The sequence below is a fragment of the Catenovulum sp. SX2 genome (genome assembly GCF_052056295.1).
In the GTDB taxonomy this organism is placed as follows: domain Bacteria; phylum Pseudomonadota; class Gammaproteobacteria; order Enterobacterales; family Alteromonadaceae; genus Catenovulum.
On sequence record NZ_CP182493.1, the window covers coordinates 2,257,570 to 2,275,464 of the forward strand.

The 17,895-nt window shown below is 39.2% G+C and carries 13 protein-coding genes; 8 read left to right on the plus strand and 5 right to left on the minus strand.

Going from position 1 to position 17,895, the window contains the following annotated elements; genetic code table 11:
* Positions 1-715: 715 nt before the first annotated feature.
* Positions 716-2,125, plus strand: coding sequence for an oxygen-independent coproporphyrinogen III oxidase (gene hemN / locus ACMZOO_RS09430; RefSeq protein ID WP_440903116.1), 1,410 nt, complete (start codon positions 716-718; stop codon positions 2,123-2,125).
* 80 nt (positions 2,126-2,205) lie between these two features.
* The gene (locus ACMZOO_RS09435; RefSeq protein WP_440903117.1) at positions 2,206-3,750 is read left to right on the plus strand and encodes a methyl-accepting chemotaxis protein; all 1,545 of its coding nucleotides are present in this window, start codon (positions 2,206-2,208) and stop codon (positions 3,748-3,750) included.
* Here the strand turns inward: ACMZOO_RS09435 and recQ are convergent, their stop codons facing one another.
* The 4 genes from recQ to ACMZOO_RS09455 all read right to left on the minus strand — a co-directional run bounded on the left by recQ (position 3,751) and on the right by ACMZOO_RS09455 (position 9,464).
* Complete coding sequence (gene recQ / locus ACMZOO_RS09440) at positions 3,751-5,556, minus strand: DNA helicase RecQ (RefSeq protein WP_440903118.1); 1,806 nt, start codon at positions 5,554-5,556, stop codon at positions 3,751-3,753.
* A gap of 130 nt (positions 5,557-5,686) precedes the next feature.
* Positions 5,687-6,256: a glutathione peroxidase gene (locus ACMZOO_RS09445; protein WP_440906297.1), complete on the minus strand. Its 570-nt coding sequence runs from the start codon at positions 6,254-6,256 to the stop codon at positions 5,687-5,689.
* A 50-nt stretch (positions 6,257-6,306) separates the two neighbouring features.
* Positions 6,307-6,756, minus strand: a complete 450-nt coding sequence (locus ACMZOO_RS09450; RefSeq protein WP_440903119.1) for a helix-turn-helix domain-containing protein — start codon at positions 6,754-6,756, stop codon at positions 6,307-6,309.
* An 11-nt stretch (positions 6,757-6,767) separates the two neighbouring features.
* On the minus strand, positions 6,768-9,464 hold the full coding sequence (locus ACMZOO_RS09455) for an ATP-binding protein (protein ID WP_440903120.1): 2,697 nt from the start codon (positions 9,462-9,464) through the stop codon (positions 6,768-6,770).
* 156 nt (positions 9,465-9,620) lie between these two features.
* On the opposite strand from ACMZOO_RS09455, the gene ubiD reads away from it, so the two are divergent.
* From ubiD to ACMZOO_RS09475, 4 genes are all read left to right on the plus strand, one after another.
* Entirely contained in the window at positions 9,621-11,087 is a 1,467-nt protein-coding gene (gene ubiD / locus ACMZOO_RS09460) for a 4-hydroxy-3-polyprenylbenzoate decarboxylase (RefSeq protein ID WP_440903121.1), read from the plus strand.
* A gap of 44 nt (positions 11,088-11,131) precedes the next feature.
* The gene (locus tag ACMZOO_RS09465) at positions 11,132-11,434 is read left to right on the plus strand and encodes a 2Fe-2S iron-sulfur cluster-binding protein (RefSeq protein WP_440903122.1); all 303 of its coding nucleotides are present in this window, start codon (positions 11,132-11,134) and stop codon (positions 11,432-11,434) included.
* Entirely contained in the window at positions 11,431-12,132 is a 702-nt protein-coding gene (fre, locus tag ACMZOO_RS09470) for an NAD(P)H-flavin reductase (RefSeq protein ID WP_440903123.1), read from the plus strand. The genes ACMZOO_RS09465 and fre overlap by 4 nt, the downstream gene beginning before the upstream one ends.
* Before the next feature lie 79 nt (positions 12,133-12,211).
* A complete protein-coding gene (locus tag ACMZOO_RS09475; protein WP_440903124.1) occupies positions 12,212-12,574 on the plus strand; it encodes a hypothetical protein in 363 nt (120 codons plus the stop codon).
* 31 nt (positions 12,575-12,605) lie between these two features.
* On the opposite strand, the gene ACMZOO_RS09480 is transcribed toward ACMZOO_RS09475, so the two are convergent.
* A complete protein-coding gene (locus tag ACMZOO_RS09480) occupies positions 12,606-13,349 on the minus strand; it encodes a PIG-L deacetylase family protein (protein ID WP_440903125.1) in 744 nt (247 codons plus the stop codon).
* Positions 13,350-13,468: 119 nt separating this feature from the next.
* Here ACMZOO_RS09480 and ACMZOO_RS09485 point away from each other — a divergent pair, with 119 nt between their 5' ends.
* Positions 13,469-15,388 (plus strand): hybrid sensor histidine kinase/response regulator, encoded by a 1,920-nt coding sequence (locus tag ACMZOO_RS09485; protein ID WP_440903126.1) that lies wholly within the window; start codon positions 13,469-13,471, stop codon positions 15,386-15,388.
* A 169-nt stretch (positions 15,389-15,557) separates the two neighbouring features.
* A complete protein-coding gene (locus ACMZOO_RS09490) occupies positions 15,558-17,873 on the plus strand; it encodes an EAL domain-containing protein (RefSeq protein WP_440903127.1) in 2,316 nt (771 codons plus the stop codon).
* Positions 17,874-17,895: the final 22 nt, after the last annotated feature.

Consider the following 17,895-nt stretch of genomic DNA (forward strand, 5'->3'; position numbering starts at 1 on the left):
AGCGCTGTTAGTTTTTTGGCAGGGAAGGGCAAGGTAAATGGGGAATTGTTTGCAAAAACGCTGCAAGGCCATCCATGGCCCGCTCGCAAACGGTATCCCTACCGATTGAAGTTTTGCAAACAACACCCCCATCCACCTTTTTGACACTAGTGTTGCTGTTAGCAAGGTCGTTGCTAGTTTGATGGCAGGGAAGAGCTAGGTGCATGGGGTATTACTCGAAAAAACGCGATGAATACATCCATGTAAGCTTCGCTTTTTAATTCCTGAAAAAGAGATTTTTCGACCAACCCCCCTTCCACCTTTTTGACACTAGTGTTGCGTTTAGAAAGGTTGTTGCCAGTTTGGTAGCCAGGAGGACTAAAGCATTGCGGTGACGATTGTTGAAGCGACATTTGGGTTGAAGGAAGGGATTGGGATTAATAAAGCAGACCGTACAAATCGTGGATGATTTGTCTCGAGCTCCCATGGATGGGTTTACAGCGAGTCTGTGTATTAATCGCAATTCCTGACTGAATGCGGGGATTATTTTATCAGCGCTGTTAGTTTTTTGGTAGGTAAGTGAAAGGTGCTATCGTATCTAATTGCTGCTAGTTTAGAGGCTGAGAGGATTAAGATATATGGAATATTTGTTGTCCGTAACTTGATCTAGATCACCACCTACCAACCACAAATAACCAATAATAAAGCTGAATAATTGTAACTAACTGGTGGGCTTGTGGAAAACGTCGATAATTGGCAAACAAAAATATCTGTACAGCAAAAACAAAAAATAATGTCGCTAGTAGAGACTTTTAATAAACCATGCCCACGATATACTTCTTACCCTACCGCTAAACAATTTATCCCGTTAGAGGGTAGCGAAGAACAAATCGAAGAAAGTGAATTGTATGCGGAGTTAGACGGTAACTTAAAGACAGTAAGCTTGTACTTACATATCCCATTCTGCCAACAACTATGCTACTACTGTGGTTGCCACAAATTTATCACGCAGAATAAAGAAAAAGGTCAAACCTATTTAAATTACTTAATTAAAGAAATTGAGCAGCGTGCTCCGAGTTTGCCAGCAGAGGTACAAGTAACTGACATACATTTAGGTGGTGGCACTCCAACATTTTTATCAGATGAACAATTACAAAGCTTAGCAAACGCTTTAAAGGCGAATTTTAATATCAGTGATAAATGTGAGTGGGCAATAGAATTAGACCCGCGTACGGTTGATTCAACGCGTATCAACAACATTATTGATATAGGATTTAACCGCTTTAGTTTGGGCATTCAAGACTTTAATGACAAAACACAAATTGCGATAAATCGTCAGCAATCTTACCAATCAATTGAGTCGCTAATATTAGCCATTCGCCAGCGACAAGCAGCGACAACTAACTTTAGTATTAACTTTGATTTGGTTTATGGTTTACCACATCAAAACCAACAAACTTTTATGCAAACGCTAGAAAACGTAGTGAGCTTAAATCCAGACCGTATTGCTATGTTTAACTATGCACATATGCCGAGCATGTTTCCATCGCAAGCAAAAATTAAACAAGCTGATTTGCCAAATGCACAATTAAAGGTGGCAATATTAATAGATGCAATTAACTATTTAGAGATGAATGGTTATCGTCAAGTAGGTTTAGATCACTTCGTCAAAGCAGATGACAATCTTTATCTGGCGCAACAAAACGAAACACTAATTCGAAACTTTCAAGGTTATGCGGATAGTGACACTCAAGTTATGTTAGGTTTTGGGGTATCCGCAATATCTGATTATTCGGTTGCTATGTTGCAAAACGACAAACATCTTAAATCTTATTATCAAGCGATTGACCAGAAGCAAACAGCCTTTGTTAAAGCATTGTTCCGAAGCAACGACGACAAACAAAGAGAGTCTTTAATTCATCACTTGTTGTGTCATTTAACTCTGCCAATTCAACAAATACCATTAAGCGATTATGTAGAAGAGTGGGTGCAATTAAAAGTATTTGAACGGCAAGGTTTGGTGAAAATTGAAGCGGATAAAATTCAGGTCTCTCAAATAGGGCAAATTTTCATTCGCAATATTGCACAGGTATTTGACAGTTATAATAAATTAAGTCATGTTAAAGGCTTCTCTAATGCAATTTAAACTCTTGGCTATTTAGCTTTATCTAGTCAAAGAATGTCGATGCTTAGAGTTGTACATTAGACACATGACTGGATTTAACAATGAGAAGAAATCAGCACACGATTGACAAAGAAGTACTCGTGCAGGCCAATGAAGAGCTAGTATCTACCACAGACTTAAGAGGTGTTATTACCTACGCGAATGAAGCTTTTATTCGTGTCAGTGGATTTACGAAAGAAGAACTGATAGGTAAAAACCATAATTTAGTCCGCCATCCGGACATGCCAAAACAAGCGTTCGCCGATATGTGGCAGAAACTTCAAGCCGGGCGATCATGGCGAGGTATAGTTAAAAATCGCTGTAAAGATGGTAGCTATTATTGGGTAGATGCTTTTGTAACACCAATTCAGCAAGGTGGGAAAGTTACCGGCTATCAATCTGTCAGAAAAAGAGCAGAGCCAGTACATAGACAAAAAGCGCAGGCATTTTATCAATCATTACAGCGTGGTGCTGGTAGTAAATTCGCGGTTAACTTTAATCATAAATTAATCGCTGCTACGTTAACCACAGTGCTATTTTTAGGATTACTTGCAAGTTTTACTTCGTTAACTGCTGCACTATTAACTGGTGGTTTATTAATTTTATTGCTCGGTATTTTTTACCAAGAGTTATTGGTATTACCGAACAAGTTACATCAACTTAAGGCTAGTCGAGATGACGTTACTCGTGGAATTTTATACGGTCACTCAGATGCAGGATTACTCGAACATATTATTGCTTTTGAAAAATCACGCAACAATACAGTGATTGGACGATTTAATGATTTAACTTTTACATTAGATAACGTAGTAAACGATCTTAAAAATTTAATTGAGCAAGCTAACTCAAATACTCAAGAGCAAAACTTCCAATTGTCTCAGGTCGCCGCTGCTATGAATGAGCTTTCTGCGAGCGCTCAAGAGATAGCGAATAACACAACTTCAACTGCAAGCACAGTCGGTGATATTCAACGAGATTGTGCCAATGCCGACCAAATATTAATGGACAACGCAAAAGAAATGCAGCAGTTGTCTGACATGGTACACACTGCGGCGGAATCAGCGGATACGCTTAAAGAGCAAGCGGAAAAAGTTCAGCAAGTAATGGATGAAATCAGTAGCATTGCGGAACAAACCAACTTGTTAGCTTTAAATGCTGCAATTGAATCAGCTCGAGCGGGTGAGCATGGTCGTGGTTTTGCTGTGGTTGCGGATGAGGTTAGGGCTTTATCTAGTCGCACACAACATTCAGCAAGTACCATACAATCTAGCATTCAATCTATGTATCAGACGATAGAAAGCTGGTTAGCAACTATGCATAAGAGTGAACAGCAAGCGATCAATTGTAATGGCAAGGCGGCTGAAGCCAGTGAGCTAGTCGACCATATCACAAAAATGATTGATGAAATTTCTACCTTGTCGATTCAAATTGCAACTGCAGCAACCCAACAAGGCGCTGCATGTGAACAAATTAATGTAAATATTCAAGCGGTAGATGGTTTGTCTTCGGAAAGTTTAACTTTAGTAAGCAAACTTGATGATGACGCAGTTCAGTTATCCGACACCACTGAATATATTCATAGCATGGCACAAACCTTTAAGGTCTAATTAATCAAAGCGGTTGAGGTAGTTATTTACCTCAGCCAAAAATGCATGACCATACTTTTCTAATTTGCGTTTACCAACCCCACTAACCAATAACATTTGTTGTTCAGATGTAGGTTGCACAATACACATATCCACTAAAGTCGCATCATTAAATATAATATAAGGCGGCACATCTTGTTGGTCGGCAATTTGTTTTCTAAGCTGGCGTAAGCGTTCAAATAAACGTTTATCATGGTTAGGTTTAACTTTGCCTTTTTGTTCTTTAGCTATTTCTTTGCTTTGGTTAATTCTTGGTTCAGCTAGTTGCAAAGTCACGTCACCACGTAAATATGGCCGCGCAAGTTCGGTGAGCTTAAGGTGGGCATTATCTGTAATATCTATGCGTAATAATCCCAAGTGCACCAGCTGACGCGCAACACTTATCCAATACTCATGGCTTTTACTTTTACCTATGCCATAAACGGATAATTTATTATGTTCAAGTTCACGCACTCTTTGTGTATTGGCACCACGCAAAACATCTATCACATAATTAAAACCGGCATTTTGGCCTATACGGTAAATGCAGGATAAAACCTTTTGTGCATCAACTAAACCATCGTATTTTTTCGGTGGGTCGATACATATGTCGCAGTTACCACAAGCGCTGTTGCGGTTTTCGCCAAAATAATTGAGCAGGACTAAACGACGACAGGTTTCACTATGTGCTAATGACAGCATAGAATCGAATTTATGATTTTCTATCTGAGCGCGTTCGAGGTTTTCATTTTGTTCGATTAACCAACGTACGCGGTCAGCATCGGCATATTCGTATAATAAGATGGCTTCGCTGTCTAAGCCATCTCGACCGGCGCGACCTGTTTCTTGATAAAAACTTTCAATTGAGCGCGGAATGTCATAGTGGACAACAAAACGTACATCAGGTTTATTGATACCCATACCAAAAGCAACGGTCGCAACCATAATTTGAATATCATCTTTTAACCAAGCTGTCTGCGCTGTTTCTCTTTGCTCAAAGGTTAAACCCGCATGATAGGCCGCAGCTGCATAATTGTGCCTTTGTAGATATTCAGCTACTTCTTCAACGCGCTTACGTGAAGTGCAATACACTATCCCGGCTTGCTGTGATTTTTCTTTAACTATGGCTTCAAGCTGATTGAGTGGCCGAAATTTTTCTTGTTGAATATAGCGAATATTTGGCCGATCAAAACTGCCGACATAATGGTGTGGATTGTTTAGGTTAAGCAGACGACTAATATCTTGTTGAGTCGCGTTATCCGCTGTCGCTGTCAGTGCGATAAAAGGTGTACGTGGAAAGTAGTTTTTGAGCTGCCCTAGTTGGGCATAGTCGGGCCTAAAATCGTGTCCCCACTGTGAAATACAATGTGCTTCATCTATTGCAACTAAGTTAGGTGGAAGCTGTGACAATCTATCTAAAAAAGCGGGCTGCATCAGTTTTTCTGGTGCTACGTATAAAACTTTTATCTGGTGGTGATTAACCTGAGTAAGAATTTCTTCTTGTTGTTGGTAATCTAGTGTCGAGTTTAAATAAGCAGCCGCTACACCTAATGATTCTAATTGCGCAACTTGATCTTGCATTAACGCTATTAACGGCGAAATAACTATGGCATAACCAGCTAAGCTGATAGCTGGAATTTGATAACAGAGAGATTTACCGCTGCCGGTTGGCATTATGGTTAAGCAATCTTGGCCTTGCATAACAGCCTCTACGACTTGCTGTTGGCCGGGACGAAATTCACTGTAACCAAAAACAGTTTGTAATGTGGTTAAGGCTGGACTAGACACAAGGGCTCCTAATTTAGCGAGCCGCTATATTAACTTATTTATCTGTTACTCGGGATAACTAAGTTGTGTTTATCCAGATTAAATCCAACTTAGTTATGCTGGCGAGCTTTGAGCCGAAAGGCTCAGCCGTTTACAAAATTTGTTTTATTTTTTCTTCAAGTTCACTTTCAAGTGGTTCAGTACGTGAAGAATACACTTCAACAAACTTACCGTTTTTATCAACTAAGTATTTGTAAAAATTCCATTTAGGCGAGGTATCAGCTGCTTCAATTAGCTTTTTGTAAAAGGGGTTGGCATCACTGCCGCGCACTTCAGATGTTTCTAACATAGTAAAAGTTACACCATAATTTAGATAACATACTTCAGCGGTTTTTTCTGCATCATCATGTTCTTGAAAAAAGTTATCTGATGGAAAGCCAACAATCTCTAAACCTTGTGCTTGGTATTTTTTATACAGAGCTTCGAGTTGTTTAAACTGTGGAGTAAAACCACATTTACTTGCTGTATTGACCACAAGTAAAGTTTTGCCAGCAAACTTGTCACAAAAATTGATCATCTCTTTGCTGCGAAGTTTTTGTGCTGAATACTTGAGTATGTCTGGACAGCTATTGGCACTTGCTGTTTTATCCGCGCTATAAGCTAAGCTTGAAGCCGTCATGCCCACAAAAGTTAGCAGGGCAGGTATAATCATTTTTTTCATCATGTTTGTTCCAAAAAATTGAAAAATCTACCGTTTAATAGACCTGTATATTAGATAAAATATTGCACAGGCACTTTATAGAAATCAGCAAATGCTTGCATATGGCGCAAAGTTAACTGCCTTTTACCATTAACCAGTTCGGAAATAATGCTTTGTGGCACTATATGGCTCAAATCTTTTTGTTTGGTATTATGCTGGCGCATTAACGCGGCGAGTTTTTTATTCGCGGTTAAATCACCCTGGGCTTGATATACTTCAATATGCTGAATGAGCTTATCTAACACTAATGCTAATAAGGCGTTTTGTTCGCAATCTATTTCGCTTAAGCTTTCTAGCAGCGTCAGCGCCGAATTTAACCCTTGTTCATTTTGTATGTTAAGCGCACAAACTTGGATCACATCCAGCAAAAGTTTAGCCTGCTTAGTATCTAGTTGTGTAATGGTATGATTGGTAAATAAATCCGTTAGCAAAGTTTTGGTAAATTCAAACTGTGCGGCCATAAATCAAATCTCTATAGTTTGTTCGACAAAACATTCAGTAGGGTAGAGTGCAAAACAGATAACTCAAATGGTTTTGGAATGTGTGCCAAAATGCCTGCATCAAAACAAGCTTGTTTATCTTCCACTGAGACATTTGCACTAAGCGCGACAATGGGTACATCCATGCCATTTTCATGTTGGAGTATTTGTTTGCTTGCTTGAATACCATCTAATTCTGGCATCTGAATGTCCATTAAAATTAAATCATAAGTGCATTGTTTAACAGCATTAACGGCTTGCAAGCCGTTCTCAACTAAGGTCAATTCTGCGCCTAATGATTCCATATGAAAAGCAATTATCTGTTGGTTAATCTCGTTGTCTTCAGCTATTAGCACCATAGAACCATTCAGTATCTGTTTGAGTTGTTGTTCCGCTGGCACTTGTGGTGTTTTTACCGCTTGTTGCACGGCTGATTTAAAGCTTAATTCAAACCAAAACTGCGTACCTATACCTGTTTGGCTACGACATTGCAGTTGTCCATCCATTAATTCAACAAGTGTTTTACTGATTGCTAGGCCTAAACCTGTACCCCCGTACTTGCGGGTAATGCTCGCGTCAGCTTGGGTGAAAGATTTAAAAATGCTGGCAACTCTATTTTCATCTATGCCAATGCCGGTATCTATAACTTCAAATAACAGTGTGTTTGCATTGGTTTGATTCGTATCTCTGTTATTAGTTATGCGGACAGTTACACCTCCAGTTTCTGTGAACTTAAGTGCATTGCTACATAAATTAAATAAAATTTGCTGCAATCTGTGTTCGTCACCAACTAGCCAATCACTGCCATTGCCTTGGTATTCAACTTTGAATGCGAGGTTTTTTAAGTTTGCTTGGCTTTCGAACAAATCCTTAATCTTAGAGGTTAATTTTCTAATCGAAAATGGGCTAATTTCTAACTCTATATTGCCTGTTTCTATTTTCGATACGTCTAATATATCGCTAATTAACGATAATAAGGACTTAGACGCTTGTTGCATTTTACTTAACAAACTCGATTGTTCGTTCGACAAGGGCGTTTTTACCAACATATTACTCAAACCTAAAATTGCATTGAGCGGCGTCCTAAGTTCATGACTCATATTGGCTAAAAAGTAGGTTTTTTGAATCGTTGCTTGTTCAGCTTTGATTTTTTCTCTGTTTAGCTCCCTAGTTTTTAATTTTACTTGGCGTTCTACAAAGGTGTGGCTGCTGGTTAACCACAAAATAAAGGTTTGCAACATAATGGTTAATACAACACCTACGACCAAGATTAACCAACTACTCCAATCTTTTTTGGCAATAAACTCTGAGCTACTTGTGCCTATTTGCAATTGCCAAACCTGATCCAAAATATTGATCTGTTCAACTTGGAGGATATCAACGTTTTTCTCTGGGCTTTGCTGGAAGAGAACTACACCATTATTAGTGGTTAAATCCACTTTGTATTCTACGCTTGCGTGTTCATTTAAATATCTTTCCAATAGGTTGGTTAATAATTGGCTAGAAGGAATTATAAGCACGCAATGGCCAGTTACTAGCTGATTTTCAATGATAGGTGTGAAAATAAAAAATGCCGGTTCAGCACCTTGTTGATACTGAAATAATATAGGAGCAGTAATTGTGCTTTTGGCTAGTTTTTCTGCGCGAATGAGTGCATGCGAACGTAATTGTTCTGAGCCTAGATCTAACCCTAACATTCGGCTAATAAAGGGGCTGTCTGGATAGATGTAAGTTATTGGGTAGATGTGCGGTAGCACTGAATAATCTATGGTTTGAATGTGAAAGTTTTCTTGGCTCTCGCGCATTTTTGCTAAAAAATCTTGTTTGTTACTGCGTGGTAGTTTTGGCATCCAAGCTACAGCAAAAATAGCGTCTTGTTGTAAGATGACTTGTTGAGAAAAATCATCAAACTCTTGCTGGCTAATGTGTTTTTGGCTCGCAAACAAACCTGAATATGCCCTTGCATAAGCTTGGTAACGAGCTATTTCATTGACAAGTGCGGTCGCTACTTGGTTTGACTCTTTTAATAAAGCTTGTTGTGGTACTTGGCTTTGTTCAGCCCGGTTAAAGGCAAATACAATTATGACTAAAGCCAACACCATAATTGACGGAGTGATTACTTGGTAAAGCTTTTTGTGCAATTTCAGTTTATGCCGATTAAAGATCACCAAAGTAATAGGGCCAACAAACAAGCTGCCGAGTAAATCACCGACCCACCATGTAAACCAAGTAAAGGGCACATCAACAATGTTGATATAAGAGAAGCTTAATAAGCTAAGGGCACCAACACTAGCAGACACTAAACAGCTTAATGGCCCGGCTTTTAATAAAAATAGTCGGATACGGCTAATGGATACTAACCATTCACCACTACGAATTTGTTTGTTAAGGAGTTTATAACCAAAAGCCGCTTGTAACATAGCACCAGTGCCGAGCAAGATTGCAAACAGCATGCTCGCTGATGAGATTGATTGCACTACCGTTAGGTTAGCTAAAGTTGAGCCTATAAATACACCAGGCAATATACCTCGGCCCCATACTAATACCAGTGCAAGCGCCACGCCTGCTGCTGGCCACATAGCGCTGGCAAAACCTGGTGGTATTGCTAAAAGCAAGCCGAGTTTGGCTGCTATAAAGTACAAAAAGCAGGTGGTTAAATTTAATAAAATTAGCCGTTGTGATGTCTGCATGAAATTAGGCTGTGGTTATGCTGTGTTAGTTTTGATTATTTACATTCAAAGCTTATGTCAAAATACTGCAGCTTGCACTGAATTTAGTTAATTTGTTGCAGATAAACTTGTTACAATGTCGAAATAGATTGAGCTAAATAACCGGTTGCTTTAAATATGCAATATAAAGACTTGCGCGATTTTATCGCGCAATTAGAAGAAAAAAATCTACTCAAACGCATCAAATATCCTGTGTCTACTCAGTTAGAAATGACAGAAATTAGTGACAGGGTTTTACGTGCTGGTGGACCAGCTTTGTTATTCGAAAATCCAATCGGATACGACATACCTGTATTAGCTAACCTGTTTGGCACACCTGAACGTGTTGCTATGGGCATGGGGCAAGAGTCTGTTGAAGCTTTGCGTGAAGTTGGCCAACTGCTTGCTATGCTCAAAGAGCCCGAACCACCAAAAGGTTTTAAAGATGCGTTAAGCAAGTTACCTGTGTATAAACAGGTACTGAATATGTCGACTAAGGTGATTAAAAAACCAGATTGCCAACAAGTTGTTATAAGTGGTGATGAGGTTGATTTGACTAAGTTACCGATTCAACATTGTTGGCCGGGTGATGTGGCACCTTTGATTACTTGGGGTCTAACAGTTACTAAAGGGCCGAATAAAAAGCGCCAAAATCTTGGGATATATCGTCAGCAACTTTTGGGTAAAAATAAAGTGATTATGCGCTGGTTATCCCATCGTGGTGGCGCATTAGATTATCTCGAATGGCAGCAGCAACACCCTGATGAACCTTTTCCTGTATCCGTTGCGTTAGGGGCGGATCCTGCAACTATTTTAGGTGCGGTTACCCCAGTGCCGGATACCTTGTCTGAATACGCATTTGCAGGACTGCTGCGTGGCAATAGCAGTGAAGTGGCGAATTGTATCTCTAACGATCTACAAGTACCGGCGAGTGCTGAAATTGTTTTAGAAGGATATTTACAGCCAGGTGAAATGGCTGAAGAAGGGCCGTACGGCGACCATACTGGTTATTACAACGAAACCGATATGTTCCCAGTATTTACTGTTACCCATATTACAATGCGTAAAGATCCTATCTATCACAGCACATATACAGGCCGTCCACCTGATGAACCTGCTGTTTTGGGTGTTGCACTAAATGAAGTATTTGTACCTATTTTACAAAAACAGTTTCCTGAGATAGTCGATTTTTATTTGCCGCCAGAAGGCTGTTCGTATCGATTGGCTGTTGTCACCATTAAAAAGCAATATCCAGGACATGCGAAGCGGGTGATGTTAGGTATTTGGTCGTTTTTACGCCAGTTTATGTACACCAAATTTGTTATTGTTTGTGACCATGATATTAATGCTCGCGATTGGCAAGATGTGATTTGGGCGATAACTACGCGTATGGACCCTATTCGCGATACAACCATGATAGACAATACACCAATTGACTATCTTGATTTTGCGTCGCCAGTTTCTGGTTTAGGTTCAAAAATGGGACTAGATGCAACCAATAAATGGCCTGGCGAAACCAGTCGGGAGTGGGGAACACAAATCGAGATGGATCAAGAAATAAAAGATAAAGTTGACCAAATTTGGTCCGATCTAGATTTAGACTAAACTAACAGACTAAGTCAGTGAGTTTAGAATTTGGGTAAAAAACCGTGCAATGTTATTCAGTTAGCTTAGTGTTGGCCGATGGTACAAGTACAATAGAATATGAGGTTGAGCCCTTGGAAACTATTGTTGAAGCCGCTATTCGACACAACATAGACTTTCCTTATCAATGTTTGCAAGGCACATGTACTAGCTGTCATTGTAAGTTGTTGTCTGGAAAGGTAAGCTATGGTGATTTACCGTTAATATTTACTGAAGAAGAGCAAGCTAAGGGCTTAGTATACGCATGTATTGCTTACCCATTGACAGACGTCAGCCTTGCGCTTTTGAATTATCAGGATTGTTCATGATTCTACATCAATGTGAAGTTGTTGAAATTCGCCCGTTAACTGACTTTGTGCAGTCAGTAAAACTTAAACCAGCGCAACCATTTGCTTTTACTGCTGGGCAATATATCGAATTGATATTATCAGAAAGCGATAAAAGAGCCTTTTCTATCGCAAATTCGCCGGTTGACAACCAATATATTGAGTTGCAAATTGGTGGTTCAGTTCATGATGACTACACCTCAGCAGCTATACAGCATTTGCAAGAAAATAAACAAGTAACTATCGCTGGGCCATCAGGTGACGCTGGCCTAAGAGCAAATAAAAATCAACCTATCATTCTGATGGCGGGTGGTACAGGTTTTAGTTATGCTCGTTCAATTGCTTTAACCTTGCTGGCGAATCAGTTTGCTGCACCTGTATATTTATATTGGGGTTTGCGCAATCAAGCAGCTGCATATGAGTTAGAGTTTTGGCAGCAGCACAACTCAGAACAATTTAAGTTTATACCTGTCATAGAAAACCCAAATGATGATTGGTCAGGTCGAACTGGCAATGTGATTGATGCTGTATTGGCTGATTTTCCATCTATGCAAAATTATCAAGTTTATAGTGCCGGTCGCTTTGAAATGGTTGGTAAAGCTCGCAAAGCCTTTTTGAATCAAGGCCTAAACAAAGACAATATCTTTGCTGATGCATTTGCTTTTATGGATCTAGACTAAACAAATTTATCTGGTTGTTGAAAAAATAGCCAATTAGGTGCATGCTTAAGTTGTTACCATTTATATGGAGGCACTTAGCATGTTACCGCGCTTTATCTACGAACCCCTACCATTTGCACTCTTTGCCTTTTCACTATGTAGTTTTATTTTTCAGTTAGAAAACTTCTACCTTTGGGCAGCGTTATTAATGTTGCTGTCTAGCTGGATGTTAGTAAAACGCTCTAACTATAGACGCACAGATTCACCAACTACACAACCGCATAAACTGCCGGCGTTTATCTATGAAAGTTTGCCATTTGCATACATTATTATCGGCTGTTTTGCCTATATTAGTGGGGTGGATTTGATGGCCTTTGTTGGTTTGTTTGCCATTATCTGTGGCATGGGCATTTTTGTGCTGCGCGAAGCCAATCGACACGCTTTTTTATTCAACCATTATTGAATAACCTAAACTCAGGATATCAACTTGCGTTCTACCGGCTAACTTGAATAAATTCTTCGTAAGGGGTTTTGGCAACAAATATTTGCCATATTTGTTGCAAACCTTGGGGGAATTGACTTGGATAACAAGCAAAGGCTGTAACTCTTGGCTGATGTTGTTCGCGCACTTTGATGGTTAAATTTATTGAGTCTGTTGCTACAGGTTTTCGAATGGGTTGTGGATAATTCGCTTGTGTTGCTATCTGTTGTGCGATAGTTGCACGTGTTTCTGACACGACCACCTGCCACAATTGGCTGTTGCTATTCGTTTGAGTTAACCAGAATTTTTTCACTGTATTGCCAATGAAGATATGATCCTTGTGGCCAGTTATACCGTCTTGAGCAAAAGTGATCAGCAGCTTAGGTTTAATTTGTTCAAATAACCTTTGATACTGGTCTATAAGCTCTACTTCATACAATTCTAAGTTTTTATCGTCTAACTTTAGAAAGTGAGCTTGAGCATTTAACTGTTTTGCTGCACATTCACTTTCATTTTCGCGTGCTTTGGCAAGTGTTTGGCCTTGGCGTTTTAAACCTGTTCTATCTTTCCCTGCACCACCTGAAGTGGCATACACTAAGTGAACTTGTTGTGTTTGGCTGAGTTTAGCTATGCTGCCACTTAACCAAGTTTCATCATCTGGGTGCGCCAGCAATACCAGTACATTTGCCTGTGCTTTGTTATTGAGTGTGAGCAATAACACAATAAGCAGCACTATTTGATGGTATTTGTTGGGCATATGTGAGTGTTCCTATCCTTCTCCTGAGTTGATAAATTTAGTATAGGTTAAAAAATGACAGCCAAGTACTTTCGGCTATACTCAAATCAGTCATTAAAAACAAGGAACTAACAGGGTATATGCCAGCAACTATTTCTGATGATGGAAAGATCAGCGAGTATCACATAAAACTTTTAAACCAAACTGCACCAGTGGCCTTTTATGTAAAGTTTGTTGAGACAGGACGTGTTGAATGGTCTGAGCAAATGTATCAGCTTTACCAGCTAAACGATAACACACCGCTAAGTTTTACCGGTGAATTAAAATGTATTCATCCACAAGACCAAGGTAAATTTGTTGAAGCATATAAACGTGCGCTTCACGACAAATCAGGCTTTAGTCTTGATTATCGATTAGTGGTTGCCGACAAGCTAATTAAAGTAAAACATCAAGCCGAATACGTTGTTAAATCTACTGGGGATGAACTACATGGTGTAATTAAGATTCAACCAGCTGAGCCGTCAAATTCCCAACAAAATCTCATCACAGGCATAATAGAAAACATCGGAGAGCCAATTATTGCAATTAGCAAGAATGGTTCTGTGCAATTTATTAATAAAGCTGCCGAAAAGTGTTTTGGTTATAGCAAAGAGCAAATTATTGGCAAAAATGTCGCGATATTTATGCCAGATGAAATTGCTCACCATCATAACGGCTTTATCCATAGATATTTAAACACAGGTCACACCTATGTCATTAACGCTGAACGAGAGCTCACCGCTGTGCGTAAAAATGGTGAAGCCTTTTCGATGCGCCTGTCTGTTTCTGTTATGCCAAATGTGCAAACTCTCGAAGAAAACGACATAGCTTTTGTTGGATTAATACAAGATCTGACCGCAGTAAAAATTGCTGAGTCACTTGCGCACAAAAACACGCGTCTTGATGCTTTATCTCATTTAGCGGGTGGCATAGCCCATGATGTAAATAACATACTCAATGTGATTTCAGGTCATTTAGAAATTTTACAAATCAAAAAAGCAGATGATGAGTCTGTGGTTAAACGAACTCAATCGGCGTTGAAAGGGGTTGAGCGAGGGCGGCAATTAACCAACAGGCTATCGCGGATGTCACGTATTGATGAGAGTGATGCTGAGCCGGTTAACCTGTCTTTATTGATTAACGAACATGCTGAGTTATTAAAGGACATAGCCAAAGGGCCTGTGCAGATTGAGTTTGATTTGCCGCAAGAGCTACGTTGGGTCAATATCGACCCTCATCATTTGTTAGATACCTTAATCAATTTATGTATCAACGCCAATGATGCTATGCCGGAAGGTGGCAAGATTAAAGTATCAGCACAGAATCTTTTTTTAGATTCTGATCAGGTATTTGCAACTGAATTGGTACCAGGTGAACACGTGTGTTTGTCGATTGAAGATTCAGGTGTAGGTATGGATGAGCAGACATTGCAGAACATCTTTCAACCTTTTTATACAACAAAAGGTAAAAAAGGTAGTGGCTTGGGTTTAAGCTTAGCTTATAATTTTGTTAAGAGTTGTCGAGGATATATTAATGTTGAATCTCGACTCGGGCAGGGAAGTTGTTTTAAAATTTATTTTCCTGTTATAGATTATAAACAAACCAATTCTAACAAACCAAAAGTAGCCAAGGCGGTCAATATGGATTTTGAACAAACATTCCGTGGAAAGCGGGTACTCGTTGTTGACGACGAAAAACCTATATTACAGTTATTATCTGAATTTTTGAAAATTTATGGGTTGGAAGTGGAAACAGCAGACTCTGGAGAATCTGGCTTAGCCCTCGCACAAAATCAAGACTTTGACATTATCCTTAGTGATTTAGTTATGCCTGGTCAGCTCGATGGTGCTCAATTTGCTGGTGAAGTCCTCAAACAAAAACCACAATCAACCATAATATTTATGAGTGGTTATACCGACAACCGTTTGAGTGATAAACAAGAGCTCGCTGATATCCCAATAATTAATAAACCTTTTAGAAAAAAAGAATTACTCAATCAAATGCAGCAAATGTTGCATTAATCATTAAGAGTAATTTTTATTTGTGAACTATACTCAAATTTCGCTTAAGCAAATTTTTAGAGGATGTGGTATTGCTTAAGTTTGCACTAGTGAAAGTTAAATGGTTTAGCGATAAATAGAATCAATAAGAGCTGACCGCAAAATAATCTGAATAAGGAAGGGTTTAGGAATGCGTCAGGTATTGCTTATAGATGATGACGAGTTGTTTGCTGAGTATGTGCGTGACGCTGCCGAAATGGCACATGCATCAATAACTGTGGTAGATAATGGTTATGATGTTAAATCACAAACCGTCAGTGATTATGATGTTGTCATTCTTGACTTAACCGTGCCGGGGCCAGATGGCATTCAACTGCTGCGATTCTTAAAAGAACAAACTTACCAAGGTTTAGTGGTCATTGCTTCTGGCTGTGATCGCTCTGTGATTAATTCAGCCCATCAATTAGGTGAAAACTATGGGCTAAATATGTCTAGGCCTTTGTCTAAACCATTTTCGTTAGATGACTTGTTAACTTTATTACGAGGTGATGAAACCGGCTCTGTGTCACCTGGTTTAGCTTTAGTTGAAACTCGACCGAATCAACCACAAGACAGTAATTTGTTACCAGAGCTTAGATTAGCGATTGAAAACAAACAAATTCAAGTTTTTTATCAACCAAGGTTTTCCTTAAAAACTAAAAAGCTAGTTGGGGTTGAATCGCTTGCTAGATGGACGCTAGCTGATGGCCAACAAATTCCACCAACGGTGTTTATCAAACTCGCGGAAGACAATGAATTAATTGAGCCACTGACTAAATGTTTAGTTGAAAAAATATTCCCACAAATTAATGAATGGAACAGCAAAGGATTGTTGTTACATGTTTCGTTTAATTACTCTGCCAGAGCATTACATGAGCTGGATTTTCCTGATTACCTAAGCGACTTGGCCGAACAACATGGTGTGCTACCACAGCATGTCATTGTTGAGTTAACTGAGAGTGCACTTGCCGATGATATTTCTATCTTAATGGAAATACTCACGCGCATTCGTATGAAAGGATTTAGTTTATCTATTGATGATTTTGGAACAGGTTATTCATCTGTTCAGCAGTTACAAACCTTGCCATTTAATGAGCTGAAGATAGACAAAAGTTTTGTATCTAACTTTCAGTCTAGAGTGCAGTCAAGAACCATTATTGAATCAACGGTCGAAATGGCGCACAAACTCGGTATTCGTGTTGTGGCAGAAGGTATTGAAGACCAAGGCGCAATTGATTATTTGCAACAGGCTGGTTGCGATGAAGGGCAGGGTTTTTATTACGCTAAACCTATGCCTGCCGACGAGTTTAAGAAATGGATTAAAGCCAATCCGAGTTATTTAACTGATAAACACAACCAAGCTACCGAGGGCTGTTTTACCATAGTCGCGCTTGATGATGACTTAGATTTTATCGAAATTTTGACCGATATTTTGTCGGAAGAATTTAACTTCATTCCTTTTACCAATGCCAAATTGTTTTTGGATGAGTTTGCAAAGATTGATGCTGACATTGTTCTGCTTGACGTAAACATGCCATATAAAAATGGTTATGAAATTTGTCAAAATATCAAAGAAACCTCAGAAAAAGATTTTTCGGTATTGTTCATTTCTGGTGCGGATAATAAAGAGCAGAGATTAAAAGCTTTTGCAGCCGGTGGTGATGACTTTATCGCAAAACCTATTGCTTACGGTGAATTGCTGGCTAAATTACGGACCATGCGCCGCTATCAAGAGAGCAAAAATAACTTAACCGTTCAGGAAGAAATGGCACGTAATATGGCATTTCAGTCCATGACTGAAGCTTCACAATATGGTGCTATTTTGCGCTTTTTTAAAGATACCTTCACTTGCACCTCACAAAACCAGCTGATTGAAATGTTTTTTGGTTTAATGGATAACTTGCAACTCTCCGCATGTATCCAGTTTCGTTCAGCGCGCTCCAAGGCAAGTTATCGAGCGGCTGGTCAGTTATGTAGTCCAATTGAAGATAATTTATTTGAAATGTTGTCGGATGCTGGACGTTTATACCATTTTAAAAGCCGCACTATGGTGAATGATAAACACGTTTCTGTGTTGATCAAAAATATGCCGTTAGAAGATGAAGTAACTTATGGTCGCTACAATGATTTACTCGCAGCTCTCATTGAAGGACTTGAAAGCAAATGGGTAGAAATTCTCCATGAAGAATCGACCGAGGTTTTAATCAAAAACATCGAAATAATTTTATTTTCACTCAGTGATAAGTTTTCTTCATTTGAAAAACAAACACATCAAATTATAGATATGTTGATATTGGATGTTAGATCTTCGCTACACGTGTTAGATTTGAGCGAAGAGCAAGAGAATTATTTAATTAAACTGATTGAAAACGGTATCGAACGTGTGATGGAATTAGGTGATGCTGGGCGAGAAATTGAAGTAGAAATTAAGGAAGTTGTAGACGGCTTTAAACGAGCCTATGAATAATAATGACTAAAAAAAAAATTAG

Coding starts and splice junctions, on each gene's coding strand:
- ACMZOO_RS09435 (WP_440903117.1), top strand. CDS start 2,206: ATGAGAAGAAATCAGCACACGATTGACAAAGAAGTACTCGTGCAGGCC.
- ACMZOO_RS09445 (WP_440906297.1), bottom strand. CDS start 6,256: ATGAAAAAAATGATTATACCTGCCCTGCTAACTTTTGTGGGCATGACG.
- ACMZOO_RS09450 (WP_440903119.1), bottom strand. CDS start 6,756: ATGGCCGCACAGTTTGAATTTACCAAAACTTTGCTAACGGATTTATTT.
- ACMZOO_RS09455 (WP_440903120.1), bottom strand. CDS start 9,464: ATGCAGACATCACAACGGCTAATTTTATTAAATTTAACCACCTGCTTT.
- ubiD (WP_440903121.1), top strand. CDS start 9,621: ATGCAATATAAAGACTTGCGCGATTTTATCGCGCAATTAGAAGAAAAA.
- fre (WP_440903123.1), top strand. CDS start 11,431: ATGATTCTACATCAATGTGAAGTTGTTGAAATTCGCCCGTTAACTGAC.
- ACMZOO_RS09475 (WP_440903124.1), top strand. CDS start 12,212: ATGTTACCGCGCTTTATCTACGAACCCCTACCATTTGCACTCTTTGCC.
- ACMZOO_RS09480 (WP_440903125.1), bottom strand. CDS start 13,349: ATGCCCAACAAATACCATCAAATAGTGCTGCTTATTGTGTTATTGCTC.
- ACMZOO_RS09485 (WP_440903126.1), top strand. CDS start 13,469: ATGCCAGCAACTATTTCTGATGATGGAAAGATCAGCGAGTATCACATA.
- ACMZOO_RS09490 (WP_440903127.1), top strand. CDS start 15,558: ATGCGTCAGGTATTGCTTATAGATGATGACGAGTTGTTTGCTGAGTAT.